The 14,360-nt window shown below is 60.4% G+C and carries 13 protein-coding genes; 11 read left to right on the forward strand and 2 right to left on the reverse strand.

Annotation, left to right across the window (positions count from 1 at the left end; genetic code table 11):
- The first annotated feature begins 131 nt into the window (after positions 1-131).
- From IE053_RS01690 to leuD, 7 genes are all read left to right on the forward strand, one after another.
- Positions 132-563 (forward strand): Hsp20/alpha crystallin family protein, encoded by a 432-nt coding sequence (locus tag IE053_RS01690; RefSeq protein WP_189570844.1) that lies wholly within the window; start codon positions 132-134, stop codon positions 561-563.
- Positions 564-588: 25 nt separating this feature from the next.
- Positions 589-987: an Hsp20/alpha crystallin family protein gene (locus IE053_RS01695; RefSeq protein WP_189570846.1), complete on the forward strand. Its 399-nt coding sequence runs from the start codon at positions 589-591 to the stop codon at positions 985-987.
- A 26-nt stretch (positions 988-1,013) separates the two neighbouring features.
- Positions 1,014-1,556, forward strand: coding sequence for an Hsp20/alpha crystallin family protein (locus tag IE053_RS01700; RefSeq protein ID WP_189570848.1), 543 nt, complete (start codon positions 1,014-1,016; stop codon positions 1,554-1,556).
- A gap of 357 nt (positions 1,557-1,913) precedes the next feature.
- Entirely contained in the window at positions 1,914-3,497 is a 1,584-nt protein-coding gene (locus IE053_RS01705; RefSeq protein WP_189570850.1) for a phosphoenolpyruvate carboxykinase, read from the forward strand.
- A gap of 97 nt (positions 3,498-3,594) precedes the next feature.
- A complete protein-coding gene (sseA, locus tag IE053_RS01710) occupies positions 3,595-4,425 on the forward strand; it encodes a 3-mercaptopyruvate sulfurtransferase (RefSeq protein ID WP_189570852.1) in 831 nt (276 codons plus the stop codon).
- Between the two features lie 33 nt (positions 4,426-4,458).
- Positions 4,459-5,835 carry a 3-isopropylmalate dehydratase large subunit gene (locus IE053_RS01715; protein ID WP_189570854.1) on the forward strand — a complete coding sequence of 459 codons (1,377 nt, stop codon included), beginning with the start codon at positions 4,459-4,461 and terminating at the stop codon, positions 5,833-5,835.
- On the forward strand, positions 5,835-6,449 hold the full coding sequence (leuD, locus tag IE053_RS01720; RefSeq protein ID WP_189570856.1) for a 3-isopropylmalate dehydratase small subunit: 615 nt from the start codon (positions 5,835-5,837) through the stop codon (positions 6,447-6,449). The genes IE053_RS01715 and leuD overlap by 1 nt, the downstream gene beginning before the upstream one ends.
- Here the strand turns inward: leuD and IE053_RS01725 are convergent.
- Positions 6,434-7,648, reverse strand: a complete 1,215-nt coding sequence (locus IE053_RS01725; protein ID WP_189570858.1) for a CaiB/BaiF CoA transferase family protein — start codon at positions 7,646-7,648, stop codon at positions 6,434-6,436. The two genes, leuD and IE053_RS01725, sit on opposite strands and share 16 nt — an antisense overlap.
- Before the next feature lie 105 nt (positions 7,649-7,753).
- Here IE053_RS01725 and IE053_RS01730 point away from each other — a divergent pair, with 105 nt between their 5' ends.
- Genes IE053_RS01730 through IE053_RS01740 form a run of 3 tightly spaced genes read left to right on the forward strand, consistent with a single transcriptional unit; the run spans position 7,754 to position 11,100 of the window.
- Positions 7,754-8,692, forward strand: a complete 939-nt coding sequence (locus tag IE053_RS01730; RefSeq protein WP_189570860.1) for a hydroxymethylglutaryl-CoA lyase — start codon at positions 7,754-7,756, stop codon at positions 8,690-8,692.
- Positions 8,693-8,697: 5 nt separating this feature from the next.
- Positions 8,698-10,152: a sodium/proline symporter gene (locus tag IE053_RS01735; RefSeq protein WP_229786016.1), complete on the forward strand. Its 1,455-nt coding sequence runs from the start codon at positions 8,698-8,700 to the stop codon at positions 10,150-10,152.
- Positions 10,153-10,200: 48 nt separating this feature from the next.
- Positions 10,201-11,100, forward strand: a complete 900-nt coding sequence (locus tag IE053_RS01740) for a DUF1838 family protein (protein WP_229786017.1) — start codon at positions 10,201-10,203, stop codon at positions 11,098-11,100.
- A gap of 24 nt (positions 11,101-11,124) precedes the next feature.
- Here IE053_RS01740 and IE053_RS01745 read toward each other — a convergent pair whose 3' ends face one another.
- Positions 11,125-11,631: a DUF3598 domain-containing protein gene (locus IE053_RS01745; RefSeq protein WP_189570862.1), complete on the reverse strand. Its 507-nt coding sequence runs from the start codon at positions 11,629-11,631 to the stop codon at positions 11,125-11,127.
- Positions 11,632-11,860: 229 nt separating this feature from the next.
- Here IE053_RS01745 and IE053_RS01750 point away from each other — a divergent pair, with 229 nt between their 5' ends.
- Positions 11,861-14,272 carry a TonB-dependent receptor gene (locus IE053_RS01750; protein ID WP_189570865.1) on the forward strand — a complete coding sequence of 804 codons (2,412 nt, stop codon included), beginning with the start codon at positions 11,861-11,863 and terminating at the stop codon, positions 14,270-14,272.
- Positions 14,273-14,360 lie beyond the last annotated feature (88 nt).

Below are 14,360 nucleotides of genomic sequence, written 5' to 3' on the forward strand. Positions count from 1 at the left end.
GGGCCAGGTCCGCTCGCCTGTCAACCTGGCGACGCCGGGCGACAATTTTTTCGATTTTTTTGCGGCAGGCCGTGAACTTTCCGGGTGCCTTCTTCGTCCAAGAGGACAGAACAGCAGAAAGGAGGTCGCAAATGATGCTGAGTTCCTTTGACCCGTCCCGCAACTGGGATCCGTTCACCGAGATGCGGTGGCTTCAGAACCAGATGAACCAGTTCTTCGAGAGTGTCGCTGATCGGAGCAGCTCGGCATTCCCTGCGGTCAATCTCTACGCGAATGACCAGGGCCTGCTGATCACGGCGGAAATGCCGGGCTTCAGTGAGGATCAGGTCGAGCTCTCGGTCCAGGACAACGAACTCGTTATCGAAGGCGAGACGTCCGAAACCAACGAGGCAACCGACTGGCATCGGAAAGAGCGTCGCTATGGCAAGTTCGTCCGGAGGATCGAACTGCCGTTCCGCGTTGATCCCGACCAGGTGGATGCCCGTTTTGAAAACGGTGTCCTCGAGATCGAGCTCAAACGGCCCGAAGAGGACAAGCCCCGTAAGATCCCGGTGAACCGCTAAGAAAGACGACGAAAGGAGGTTTGACATGTCTGCAGATCTCGTCCGTCAAGACCGGGAAGAGAATGTCACCCGGCTCGACGACCATCGTTCGGTCCCTGTTTATCGTCCCGATACGGACATCTACGATGACGGGGACCGCGTGATCATCGAGGCCGATCTGCCCGGCTGCTCGGTGGATGACATCGACATCACCCTCGAGAACGGTGTCCTGACGATCAAGAGCCAGCAACCGCGCCAATCACGCAGCGGCTGGCGACCGATCTACACGGAGTATGGAGAGGGTCGGTTCGAAAGGAGCTTCGCGCTCACCGATGACATCGATCAGGACAAGATCGATGCCTCGGTCCGCAACGGGGTTCTGCGTCTGGAACTCCATCGCTCCGAAAGCACGAAGCCGCGCCGGATCAGCATTTCGGCAAAATAAATATTCTTCGAAAGGAGGATAAGACGATGAAAGTGCGTGATCTTGTACCTTGGGGTCGGCGCAAGAACGCGGATCATGCGCCGGCCCTTCGTTTCCGCGGAGGCCGTGACCACCGGCAAGACCGCGAACGGCCGCTCGACCTGTTCCAGGACGAGATGAACGATGTGTTCGAGCGGTTCTTCCGGCGCTTCGACGCGCCGTCCTTCGACCGCTTTGGCGGTCTGTTCGGCGGGGTCCCGCAGCCGCTGGTCGATGTTTCTGAAACCGACAAGGAGATCAAGATCGTCGTCGATCTCCCTGGCCTGGATGAAGACGACATCGACGTGAGTGTCACGGGTAACCTGCTGACCGTCCGCGGTGAACGCCGCGAAGAACGTGACGAGGACGAGCGTGGCTTTGTTGTCCACGAGCGGACTATCGGAACGTTCTACCGTTCGATCCCGCTGCCTCCGGGCATTGACCCTGACAAGGCGAAAGCCGAGTTCAAACGGGGTGTCCTGAAAGTCCGTATCCCGAAAACCGCCGATGCGGCAGGACACACCAAGCGTATCGAAGTCAAGGCAGCTTGACGGAGAGACACCCCCGCGCACTTCCCTGCCTCCCCCGCGCGGGGGTGGTCTACCGCCCGGAACTCCTAGCCCCCATAGAACGTGAGTAGGCCATGGGTCAGGGGCGGGCCTTCAATGGGCGGGCGGTTATGACAGGCCAGCCAAGTCGGCCTCACCCGAAGACCTGGCGCTATCAATTCCCAAATCGTTGGTAAGCTGAATATCGCGCTGTGAGCGCGAATGTCTCCCTGCACCCTTGCGATTGCCGACGGACGTTGGTCCCCAGCGGCACTTTTCTTGCCGTGCGCCCTATGCGCGACACGAGCGCGCGCCTAAGGTCGCCGAAAAAAACAAGAAAATTCTACCAGGGAGAGAAAAGTGGCAGGGACAGAAGCGATCCTGCGGGAGTTGGGCGTCACGACGCCCGGAACCGTGCATCACAACCTCAAGGAAGCGAGGCTCTACGAAATCGCCGTGCGCAGGGGCGAGGGCGAAGTGGCCAAGGGCGGCGCGCTCGTCGTGAAGACCGGCGCGCATACCGGCCGTTCGGCGAAGGACAAGTTCGTGGTCCGGGACGCCGAGACCGAAGACACGGTCTGGTGGTACAATAATACGCCGATGACGACCGAGCATTTCGACGCGCTCTGGGCTGACTTCAGGAACCATCTCGAGGGGCGCGAGGTCTATGTCCAGGACCTTTTCGGTGGCGCGGATCCGGCGCACCGTATTTCTGTTCGTGTGGTGAACGAGCTGGCCTGGCACAATCTGTTCATCCGGCATCTGCTTCGCCGTCCGTTGGACGATGAGCTGGCGAACTTCGCGCCGGACTACACCATCGTGAACCTGCCGAGCTTCAAGGCCGATCCTGCGCGCCATGGCTGCCGCTCGGAGACGGTCATCGGCGTCAATTTCGCAGAGAAGCTGATCCTGATCGGCGGTACGGCCTATGCCGGCGAGACGAAGAAGTCTGTCTTCACGCTGCTGAACTACATCCTCCCCAAGCAGGATGTGCTTCCGATGCACTGCTCGGTGAATGTAGGCGAGCGTGGCGATGCTGCGGTCTTTTTCGGTCTTTCAGGGACGGGCAAGACGACGCTCTCCGCCGATCCGAACCGTCGGCTCGTTGGTGATGACGAACACGGATGGTCCGAGGGTGGCCTTTTCAATTTCGAAGGCGGTTGCTACGCCAAGATGATCCGCCTTTCCGAAAAGGCCGAGCCGGAAATCTACGCCACCACGCAGAAATGGGCCACAGTGCTCGAGAATGTCGTCATGGATCCCGACACGCGGGAGCTCGATCTCGACGATGCTTCGCTCGCGGAGAACAGCCGTGGCGCCTATCCGATCCACTACATCCCGAACATCGTCGAAGACGGCCGCTGCGGCCCGGCACAGAACGTCATCATGCTGACCTGTGATGCGTTTGGCGTGATGCCGCCGATCGCCAAGCTGTCGACGCCCCAGGCGATGTATCACTTCCTGTCAGGCTACACGGCAAAGGTGGCCGGGACTGAGCGCGGGGTGACCGAGCCGACGGCAACCTTCTCCACCTGCTTCGGCGCGCCGTTCATGCCGCGGCACCCTTCGGTCTATGGCGAGCTCCTTCGCCAGCGGATCGATACGACAGACGCGACCTGCTGGTTGGTCAATACCGGCTGGACCGGCGGTCCGCATGGTATCGGCCACCGTATGCCGATCAAGGCAACGCGGACGCTTCTCAACGCCGCGCTTGACGGTTCGCTCAATGACGCGACCTATCGAGAGGACCCGCATTTCGGCTTCCTCGTGCCCACGTCGCTCCCGGGCGTGGACAGTGCGATCCTCGATCCGCGCGGCACGTGGGGCGATGCAGATGCCTTCGATCAGCAGGCGGAGAAACTGGCGGCCATGTTCCGCGAGAATTTCGCCAAGTTCGAAGATTATGTCGCGGATGACGTCAAAGCGGCTGCTCCGGGTCGATGAGGCCGAAAACGGCGGAGCACCTATCGCTCCGCCGTGGCCTGGCCGCGAGGGACAGGCGGCGCTTGGCGTCGCGGGGCAGGGCGCCTAGGCTTTTCCGATGGAACAGGTGATCGTTTCCGCCGAAGACCTGCTGGCCGAGAAGGGCCCCGTGGCCTTTGTTGATGGGAGCTGGTTCCTCGAGCCCGGCCGCGACGGCGCCGAGGGCTACCGGCGGGAGCACCTTCCAGGTGCTGTCTTCTTCGACCTCGATACCGTGTGCGACCATGCGAGCAACCTGCCGCACATGCTGCCTTCGCCCGAGCAGTTCGCCCACGCCGTCGGCCAGATGGGCCTCACACAGGACGACGCTATCGTCGTTTATGACCAGCAGGGGTTGTTCTCCGCTCCGCGCGTCTGGTGGACGTTCCGGGTCATGGGCGCAAGGCACGTCCGTGTCCTGAATGGTGGCCTGCCGGCGTGGAAGGCAGCGGGCGGGAAGACTTCGAGGTCATGGGAGTTCCCGGAGGTGAAAACCTTCACGCCGTCGTTCGAGTCCCAGGAAGTCGTGTCCCATGACGAAATGCGCCAGTTGGTGGAGCGCGGCGGTGCACAGATCCTCGATGCCCGGCCACGCGGGAGATTCGACGGCACCGAACCCGAGCCGCGGGCGGGAGTCAGCTCGGGGCATATGCCCGGTGCGCTCAGCCTGCCGGTTTCGGAGGTCATCCGGGACGGCAGGATGCCGCCAGCCGAAGAGCTGCGGACGATATTCGAGGGGCTCGGGATCCGCGATGACGCCATGGTCGTGACCACGTGCGGCTCAGGGGTCACCGCGGCGGTGCTGCTCCTCGCGCTCACCATCGCAGGCCATCAGGATGTGAGGCTCTATGATGCGTCATGGGCTGGTTGGGCGTCCGATCCTGACGCGCCGATTATCCCACCCCGCTAGAAAAGATATACCTATTGCTCTATCCTGCGCGCGATGAGGACATTGTTCGACAAGCTCTGGGACGCGCACCGGGTCGAGGGCGCCGCAATCGGTGGCCACGATCTGATAGCGATCGACCGCTTGCTGCTACACGAGCGGACGGGCGGCGTGGCGTTGAAGAGCCTCGCGGAGAAGGGTCTCCGTCCGCTGGATCCGAAACGCGCCTTCGCGGTGATGGATCATATCGTGTCTTTCCGCGAAGGACGCGATCGTGACGAGGCCAGGAGCCCTGGCGGCGGTGCTTTCATCACCGAAACCCGAGCAATGGCGACCGAAGCTGGTCTGAACCTCATCGATACCGATCATCCGTCGCAAGGCATCGTTCATGTCATTGCGCCAGAGCTTGCCATCGCGGCGCCGGGATTGACGCTGGTCTGCCCTGACAGTCACACCTGCAGCCTTGGCGCACTGGGAGCGCTTGCCTGGGGTATCGGTTCCTCGGAGGCCGAGCACGCGCTGGCCACGGGTTGCGTGCGCGTGAAGAAGCCCAAGCAGATGCGCATTCGAATCGAGGGGCGGTTGCCACCGGGCGTGACGGCCAAGGACTTGGCATTGCATATCATCGCAAACTACGGAGCAAATGGCGGGAATGGATGCGCCATCGAATATTCTGGCGAAGCGGTCGCTGATCTCGACATCGAGGCGCGGTTGACGCTTTGCAATCTTGCGGTCGAGTTTGCTGCCTTCACCGCTGTGATCGCACCCGACGAGAAGACCAGAGCCTTCCTGGAAGGCAAGCCGTTCGCGCCCCCTTCGAATGTATTGCGTCAGCGCCTTGAGACTGACGAACAGGCCGTGTTTGATCGGGAAATCCTCATTGAGGCAACGACCGTCAGCCCACAGATCAGCTGGGGCACCAGCCCCGAAGAAACGATCTCGCTCAGTGGACGTGTCCCAACCGACGGCCGAGAAAAGGCCTTGCGCTACATGGGTCTCGCGCCCGGTATGCCGATCGAAGGCGTACCAATTGGCGGAGCGTTCATAGGATCGTGCACGAATGGGCGTTTAAGCGATCTCGTTTCGGCTGCGAAGGTGCTGCGTGGGCGGAAGGTTGCAGAAGGCGTCAGGGCCGTTTGCGTGCCGGGCTCGCAAGGGGTCAAGCGCGAGGCCGAGCGGCAGGGGCTGGACGTGATCTTCAAGGATGCAGGTTTTGAATGGGGAGCACCGGGCTGCGCCATGTGTTTTTATGCAGGAGGAGAGACCTTCGCGCCGGGAACGCGCGTCGTCTCATCAACCAACAGGAATTTCGAGGGCCGTCAGGGTCCTGGCGTCAGAACGCACCTGACCAATCCGGCCGTCGTTGCGGCCAGCGCAGTTGCGGGCAGGATCGCCTCACCGTCCTCCCTGCCCGTACGTGAGGAGGCCGCGTGATGGCTGAGCCTTTCCGGGTTCATAGAGGAAGAGCCGTTGTGCTCCCCGTCAACCATGTGGATACGGACCAGATCATTCCATCGCGCGAGATGAAGAGGGTGAGCAGGGAGGGCCTCGGTGAAGGGCTGTTCGCGGGCTGGAGATACCGTGAAGCCAGCGGGCGGGAGCCGGTGCCCGAATTCCCCCTCAATCGACCCGAGGCGGAAGGTGCCACGATTCTCGTCTCTGGCGAGAACTTTGGGTGCGGATCATCTCGCGAGCATGCAGTTTGGGCCCTTGCTCAATATGGCTTTCGGGTGATCATCGCCGAGAGCTTTGGCGCTATCTTTCGCGGGAATTGTATCCGGAATGGTATTTTGCCCCTGAGCCTGCCCGGAAAAGACTGCACGCAATGGCGAAATGGGGTCGAAATTTCTGTCGATCTCGAAGCGCAGAAGTTGATCCTTCACGACCAGACCGTCCGGCAATACGACTTTGATATTGATCCGTATGCGAAAAAGCTGTTGCTCGAGGGGCTCGAGCCGATTGCGATGACCCTGTCCCAGTCGGAAAGCATCGAAGAGTTCATCGAGCGAGACAAAAAGATGCGGCCCTGGCTTTACTCTGCTGCGTGAGCACGGCGATGGCGCTTTGGAGTATCGATGATGCCTCGGTCTTCGAGACCTTTTATGGTGTCCTCATCCCGTCCAAGCGACCGGAGAATTTCAACCGTGTTCTGACCAATCTCGGGCGGATCGAAACGAAGGGCAGGCCGCTCTCCTTCTATGGCTAGCGGCAACGCCGGAAGAGCGATCTCTCCGCCGTCCGGTATCGTCATCTCGAGAAGGCCGCCGCTTTCAGTCAGGTGGGGGTCATCGAAGAGATCTTCAGGCCGCTTGATCGGCGCGAAGGGCAGGCCGAGTTCTTCGAGCTTGGCCATGAGGTCAGACTGGGCGTGCTCGGCGAAGAGCTTCTTCAGGCGAGGAATGATCTCGTCGCGCCGGGCCACGCGTTGATTGTTCTCGCGCAGGCTCTCATCGGCAGCCCATTCATCGAGGCCGAACGCTTCGCAGAAGGTCGTCCATTGGCTGTCGGAGACAACACCGACGAAGACTTTCTCGCCATCCTTCGTGTCGAAAACATCATAGACGGCCCACGCCGATATACGGGCCGGCATGGGTGCGGCCGGCGATCCGGTCACGGCATATTGGGCCATGTGCTGGCCTACGAGGAACACGGATGTTTCAAAAAGGGAGCTTGATACATGCGTGCCCACGCCGGAGAGGTCCCGCTGGCGCAGAGCCGCGAGGACAGCAATGGCGCCGAACATGCCGCCTGCGACATCAATGACGGATGCTCCGGCGCGCAACGGACGACCGGGTGGCCCGGTCATATAGGCAAGACCACCCATCATCTGGGCCACCTCGTCAAGAGCGGTTCGATGCCTGTAGGGGCCGTCGAGAAAGCCTTTTTCCGAGCAATAAATCAGCTTGGGATTGAGCTCTTTGAGCTGCTCATAACCGAAGCCGAGTTTGTCGAGCGCACCAGGGCGAAAATTTTCGACGAATACGTCTGCTTCTTTGATGAGGTCGAGAGCAATCGCCCGGCCCTCTTCGGATTTGAGATCGACAGCGAGGCTCTTCTTGTTGCGGTTGTACATCGGAAAATAGCCAGCACCGGAACCGCGCAGGCGGCGGGTCTTATCGCCTCCGACAGGTTCGACCTTGATAACTTCGGCCCCAAGATCGGCAAGGATCAAACCGGCCGCTGGGCCCATGACCATATGCGTGAATTCAACGACCTTGAGGCCGTCGAGCAATGATTTCGCGGGCATGAGATCCTCCCGAACCGGCGAAAACCGCTGGTTTTCTTTATCTGAAGGAATTGGTATATCATTCCGGAAGCAAGTCTGCACCTGACTTTTGAACCGGAGCTGTCAATGGACGCCGTGCTGATAAGCGAAGTCGGTCCGCGGGACGGCCTGCAGAACTGCAAGGCGGTGATGCCGACGGCGGCAAAGAAGGCGTGGATCTCCGCCCTTGCAGAGGCTGGGCTGAAGGAAATCGAGGTCGGCTCTTTCGTTTCGCCCAAGCTGCTGCCGCAAATGGCGGACACCGCAGAGATTGCCCGCCATGCTTGCGGTATTGATGGTCTGGCAGTCGCCGTGCTGGTGCCGAACCTGAAAGGCGCGCAGCTCGCCGTGGAGGCAGGGGCCCACAAGATCACCCTGCCGATGTCCGTGAGCGAGACCCATTCGCTGAGAAACATTCGCCGGACCCACGACCAGGTGATCGAAGAAGCGCACGCGATCAGCGAGCTGATTGCGAGCCTGCCGGAGGATGAGCGACCAGACTTCGAGGGATCGCTGTCGACAGCTTTCGGCTGCACGCTGGAAGGACCGATTGATGAGAAGATCGTCCTTCGTTGCGCAGAGCGACTGATTGCGGCGGGCTGTGACGAGGTCGGGCTGTCCGATACGACGGGGTATGCAAACCCGCGCGCGATCCGTCATCTGATCAAGGCCGTTCGCGCGGAAGTCGGGGCGGACAGGCTGACCGGGGTGCATCTTCACAACACCCGCGGCCTCGGCCTCGCCAATGCCCTGGCCGCCTTCGAGGAAGGGATAACGACCTTTGACAGCTCGCTCGGCGGGCTTGGCGGCTGTCCGACGGCCCCTGGCGCGAGCGGAAATATCGTGACCGAGGATCTCGTTTTCATGTTCGAAAGCATGGGGGTTGCCACCGGTGTGGATCTCGACCGGTTGATGGCTTGCCGCGAGTTTCTGGAACGAGCCCTGCCGGAAGAGCCGCTTTATGGTTTCACGCCGCTGGCGGGCCTGCCCTTGGGTTTTCGGCCTGCCGCAACTGAAGCGGCCTGATCTGCATGATGCTCAGTTCAGAGACGTCTTGGGCGCTTCTCACCCTGATCGGCTATGCGACCATTCTGTTTGGCATAGGAGTCTGGGCGGCGCAGCGCGCGACGACAAATGCTGATTTCTTTCTCGGCGACAGGTCGCTGGGGCCTCTGGTAGCGGGTCTGGCCTACGCTGCCTCAACGTCGAGCGCGTGGGTCCTTCTAGGGTTTTCGGGCTTTGTTTATAGCGCGGGACCTTCTGCGCTTTGGATGGTGCCGGGAATTCTTGTCGGATATGCGGCGGTCTGGCTTGGAGCGGGGAGGGTGCTGCAGGAGGAAAGCCGAGAGCGGGGTTTCCTGACACTGACGGACTTTCTTGCAGCAGGCTCCGGTCCTGTCGAGCGATGGATCAGAGGGGCTGCAAGCCTGATGATCGTCTTCTGCTTCGCATACTATGTCGCCTCGCAGTTCCAGGGAGCAGGGACGGCGTTCGACGGCTTGTTTGGCAGCGGACTCACCAATGGGGTGCTGCTCGGTGCTACGATCATTCTTCTTTACACGTTTCTCGGTGGCTTTGTTGCCGTCTCGCTGATCGACACTCTTCAGGGACTGCTTATAGCATTCGTTGCGGTCTTGCTCCCTGCGGTGACTTTTCTCGCGGCCGGAGGATTTGCCGGATGGGAGTCTGCCTTCGCGGATGCGCCTGAGACTTACGCCAGCACCTTCGGAGGGCGGACAGCTTTTGCGGCGTTCGGCTTCGTGGTCGGTCTGTTCGCCACGGGCTTTGGCGCGCTCGGTCAACCGCATCTTGCTGCGTGGATCATGGCGAGTCGCAGTCGCAAGGCACGCATCACCGGTGCCGGAATCGCGATTGGCTGGGGGGCCCTCGTTTATTCCGGCATGGCTGTTCTCGGCCTCTCGGCGCGGGCTCTTTTCGGAGGGGGTGTTCCGGCGGAGGGGGTGTTCTTTCAGGCAGCGTCAGAGCTGCTCCCACCAATCTTCGCCGGCGTCATCATCGCAGCCACGCTCTCGGCGATCATGTCGACGGTGGACAGCCAGTTGCTGGTGGTTGGCGCAGCGGTCAGTCACGATCTCGGCTTGGCAAAGCTATTCGGAGGGCGAGAAGTGCTCGTTTCCCGGCTGGCGATCGTGGTGGTCTGTGCAGCCGCTGTGGTGCTGACGCTAGCGCTCCCCTCGACGATCTTTGCCCGGACGCTTTTCGCCTGGACGGCTTTAGGGGCGAGTTTTGGTCCCGTGGTCATCGCCCGCGCCTTCGGCTGCACGCCGAAGCCCGGCGGCGTGCTGGCGGCTCTCTTGATCGGTTTCGGGCTGAGCCTTGCCTATGAATTCGTGCTGCCCTCGGGACCGGGCGCTGTTTGGGCGCGTACGGTCCCGTGGGGGGCAGGATTCCTTGCGCTCTGGTTGTTTACGGCGGCGGGATCGCGGCCGGTGATTGCTGACAAAAGCGTTGCCGAAGCAGGCTGATGCGTGCGACGGTGTAAAAGATATACCCTTTAGGGGAGGAGGAAAAAAGTGATCCGTTCGATCCTTCTGGCAGGCGCAGCTGCCATCGCATCACTAGGCGCCGCGCAGGCGCAGGACCGTCTTGACCCCGGTGACCCTCAAGACACGCTCAAGATCATGCGGAAAATCCAGTGCTCGCTCAAGGAGAACGAGCCAGCGATCTACTGGTGGCACGGCGTCGCCTATTCGCGGAAGCAGGGCGAGCGCGATCGCAAGCTGTTCAACGTCGAAGGCATGAACATACGCGCTTGCTCCCGGACCCGCGACCGGGAATTGGGCCAGGGCTTCGCACTCGTGTCGCGTGAGATCCTTCTGTACAAGGACCCGGAAACGAACGAGGTCCTCACGACCTGGGACAATCCGTGGACGGGCGAGACTGTCGAGGTGCTGCACGTCGCGAACGACCCGGTCAACTTCGAGATGTACGAGACCGGACGCGGGGGGCAGCCGACCTCCTGGGCTGGCGAGATCGGCCCCGACGGGACCTGGTGGTACCGTTCGACTTTTCCGCTTTGGTATCCCAACCCACTTGGTGGTGCGTTTCAGCAAGAGGTCGGGGGGACCTACCACGCGACAGAGCTGTTCAACTTCTTCGGGCGAACAGATGATCTTCTCGACCCTGATCTTCCGTCTGCGAAGGTGACGGTAGGATGGTCGCGCATTGCGGACTGGCTTCCCTGGATGAAGATGAATGGCCGCGAGGGGATCATCTACATGCATACAGCCGGGCGCAAGCTCTCGAGTTTCGACGAGCTCAGCGACACCATGAAAGAACAGATCGCGACTCACTATCCCGACTATGCGCGGCCTCCCCGGCGAGGGGACGATCGGGAAAACATGACGAGCTGGGAATACTACAAGCGTGTCAAGGAGGGTTCGATCGAGCCGCCGAGGCGGGGAGGGGACTGACCCCTCCGGAGGTTGAGGGGTTCGTCAGAACTCCTTGCCTTCGTATGATTGCCAGTCCTTCGTGACGAAGTGTTCGTCGACAAGGGTTCGCTGGAATAGGCGGTCAGCCTTGAACCACTGCCACACCCGTGCACGGGACTTTCCGTCATCGGAAAGCTGGATCATCTCGTAGAGATAGAGGTCTGGCTCGCCGGTGCGGGTCCAGTTCAGCATGGTCGTCCGGTGGAAGTCGTCCAAGTCCACATCGCATGCCCAACCATTGATGAACTCGTTGTCCCAGAAAAGGCGGCCATCCTTTACAGTTGCGGGGAAATCACGGACCTCGCGGCGACCCTCTGGCCATTTGTAATGATTCGTCTGATGGTAAGGGTGACCCTTTTCGGGGAATCGACAGATCAATCGTGAAGCGTGCTCGTCGATCAGATTCCCATCTCGATTGTAGTAACGGTAAGTGCCTTCCCACACACCTTCGTGTCGTGCGAGCAGCGGCATGATCCTTTTGAGTTCGTTGGAGGTGATATCGCCCGACATCTTTTCTGCCTTTCCGTGAGTGTGGTCTAACTGCAGCATTAATTTGTCGATTTGCAGTTTCCGCGACAATCCGCCCTTGCATCATCGCCCGATCCGACGGATGCTCAAATGATATATCTTTTGTCGGGCGTGTCGAGAGCTATCGGCATAAGGGAGGTGCAGAATGGTCAACAAAACGAATCAAGCGGCGTTGTTCGCAGGTGCAGCGGCGTCAGCAATAGCGTGGGTCATGACATCGGCTCATGCGCAGACGGACGATGTCGAAGACGGTATCGAAGAGGACGACGTCATCACCGTCACAGCGCGGAGGAAAGACGAGACGATTCTCGAAGCGCCTGTCGCGGTGAGCGCGTTCGATCGTGACGCGATCGAAAACCTCCAGCTCCTCAACATTGACGACGTGGCCCGGTTTACCCCTGGTCTCTCATTCTCCAAGGCGTTTGGGCGGGCTACGGAACGTCCCGTGATCCGCGGACAGTCGAATGTTCTTGCAGGCGTCCAGTTTGGTGTTGAATCAGGTACGGCCTATTTCGTTGACGGCGTTTATTACGCAGGCTCGATCCAGAACCTCGACCCCAATGAACTCGAGCGGGTCGAGGTCGTCAAAGGTCCGCAGTCGGCGCTCTATGGCCGGAATACCTATGCCGGTGCCATCAACTTCATCACCCGCGGCGGTACAGATGAGCCATCAGGCTCTTTCACCCTCCGTGCGGGAAGCAATGACACGATTGACGCAGCGGCGTCGTTTGCCGGGCCGATTCTTCCGACCTTGAACGGCCGTTTGACTGTCCGCTCCTACGAGTATGGCGGAGAGTTCCGGAACGAGGTCACGGGCGAGCTGGTCGGTCAGGAAGAGACCTTCAGCGTGGGTGCTGTTCTCGATTGGGAGCCCACGGAGAACTTCAACTCGCGGCTCCGCTATAACTACAACAGTGACAAGGACGGCCCGCTGCCGATTTTCCTGCAGGACGCTTCGGAAAACAATTGCGAGCCGGGCTACCGGTCGCTGTCGTCGATCTACTACGTGCCTGGCTACCAAGGCGTGCCGTTTCCGCGTCCGGCTTACACCAACCAGAACCAGTATTACTGTGGTGTGATCGAGCCCGGCCAGGTGGCATTGAACACCGGTCCGGATGCGGACGGTATTCCGAACGTCATTCCGGGTGCATTAGAGGGGACGAGCTTCGTACCCATCTATGGGCTCGCTGATGGAACGGCGTTCGACGGCATCGATCGCAAGCAGAAGCTCATCAGCTGGATCAACGAACTGGAGCTTGGCGGCGGCTATAATCTCAAGTTCCTCGCAGGCTATCGTGATGAGGAGCTGAAGCAGGGCTATGATTCGGACCACTCGCCGGTCAATTGGTTCATTTTCGGTCCGCAAGCGGAGCCTTTCTTTGCCAACACCACGAGAGACGAGGTCGAAGACTACAGCCTTGAACTCAAGCTCTCATCGCCGACCGACCAAAGGTTGCGCTGGCTTCTCGGGCTCTATTACTATGAGCAGGAAATCAAGGACTTCGATATCACCTTCAGCGATATCGAAGGGAACGATCCGGCGAACTTTCAAGGCGATCGCGGGATCGAAAACCAGGCGATCTTTGCCTTTGTCGAGTACGACATCACCGACAACCTCTCGCTGACCGTCGAAGGGCGCTACGCGGAAGAAACGAAGACAGACAGCAATTCTCCGATCGGGGAAGCCGAGTTCGATGCCTTCACCCCACGGGTGACACTGGATTACGACCTGCCCAATGGCGGCGTAGTGTACGCGCTGTATGCTGAGGGCGTGAAACCCGGTGGTCTCAATGGCGCCGAAGGGGCCGAGGTCGGCAATCCGGACTATCGGCAGGAAGAGTCGAAGAACTACGAGATCGGTATCAAAACGCCTCTCATCGCTGGCCTGAACATGACCAGCGCCCTGTTCTTCACCGATGCAACGGACGTCCAGCTGACAACCGCACTCGCGACGCCGTCGGGTGCCCTTAACTCGATTGCCACGAATCAGGGTTCTGGCGAGATATTCGGCTTCGAGATCGAAGTCGCCGGCAATCTCAACGAGTGGTTTTCGACGGCTGTCAACTACGCCTATGTCGACAGCGAATTCACCAAGGGCTGCGACCCCGATGAGTGGATCATCACCTCGGGTGGCGGTATCCTCAATGACCCGGCCAACCAAACGGGTACGGATTTCACGGCGGACTTCCCGGGTTCAGGACCTGCAAGCTGTTCCATCGAAGGGCGGCAGTTCCCTCTGACGTCGAAGCACCAGGCCTCGGGCTTCTTGCGGTACGATTCGCCCAACGTCGGGCCCATGGGTTCGAATTTCTTTGCATCACTCGATGTCACTTACGAGAGTTCGAAATTCGTGCAGGTTCATAACCGTGCCGAGACCGGGGATGCCACAATCCTCGGTGGGCGGATCGGTTTCGATCACGAGAACTGGACGCTCAGTGCTTATGGTCAGAACATCAATGACGAGGACTCGATCGTGATGGCGACCCGTTGGCTGCAGAACCCGTACTTCTTCGCCAATATCAACACAGCGCCTACGGGCGCGTCGACCTCGCCGCCACGCGCATTCTTTGGGACGCTGCGCCGTGGCCCGCAATATGGCGTCGAGCTGCGTTACCGGTTCTGACGTCCCCCCTCAGCCCTCCCCCTCAGGGCTCGGGCACGCTTCTTCCTTCGGGGAGGGGCGTGCCCTCTTGCCATCGCCGCGGAAGTGA

Origin of the sequence: Parvularcula lutaonensis (assembly GCF_014651915.1) — a bacterium.
In the GTDB taxonomy this organism is placed as follows: Bacteria; Pseudomonadota; Alphaproteobacteria; order Caulobacterales; family Parvularculaceae; genus Parvularcula; species Parvularcula lutaonensis.

What these genes read in the sequence shown, in the direction of transcription:
- IE053_RS01690 (WP_189570844.1), top strand. Translation starts at nt 132, where the DNA reads ATGATGCTGAGTTCCTTTGACCCGTCCCGCAACTGGGATCCGTTCACC.
- IE053_RS01695 (WP_189570846.1), top strand. Translation starts at nt 589, where the DNA reads ATGTCTGCAGATCTCGTCCGTCAAGACCGGGAAGAGAATGTCACCCGG.
- IE053_RS01700 (WP_189570848.1), top strand. Translation starts at nt 1,014, where the DNA reads ATGAAAGTGCGTGATCTTGTACCTTGGGGTCGGCGCAAGAACGCGGAT.
- sseA (WP_189570852.1), top strand. Translation starts at nt 3,595, where the DNA reads ATGGAACAGGTGATCGTTTCCGCCGAAGACCTGCTGGCCGAGAAGGGC.
- IE053_RS01715 (WP_189570854.1), top strand. Translation starts at nt 4,459, where the DNA reads ATGAGGACATTGTTCGACAAGCTCTGGGACGCGCACCGGGTCGAGGGC.
- leuD (WP_189570856.1), top strand. Translation starts at nt 5,835, where the DNA reads ATGGCTGAGCCTTTCCGGGTTCATAGAGGAAGAGCCGTTGTGCTCCCC.
- IE053_RS01725 (WP_189570858.1), bottom strand. Translation starts at nt 7,648, where the DNA reads ATGCCCGCGAAATCATTGCTCGACGGCCTCAAGGTCGTTGAATTCACG.
- IE053_RS01730 (WP_189570860.1), top strand. Translation starts at nt 7,754, where the DNA reads ATGGACGCCGTGCTGATAAGCGAAGTCGGTCCGCGGGACGGCCTGCAG.
- IE053_RS01735 (WP_229786016.1), top strand. Translation starts at nt 8,698, where the DNA reads ATGATGCTCAGTTCAGAGACGTCTTGGGCGCTTCTCACCCTGATCGGC.
- IE053_RS01745 (WP_189570862.1), bottom strand. Translation starts at nt 11,631, where the DNA reads ATGTCGGGCGATATCACCTCCAACGAACTCAAAAGGATCATGCCGCTG.
- IE053_RS01750 (WP_189570865.1), top strand. Translation starts at nt 11,861, where the DNA reads ATGACATCGGCTCATGCGCAGACGGACGATGTCGAAGACGGTATCGAA.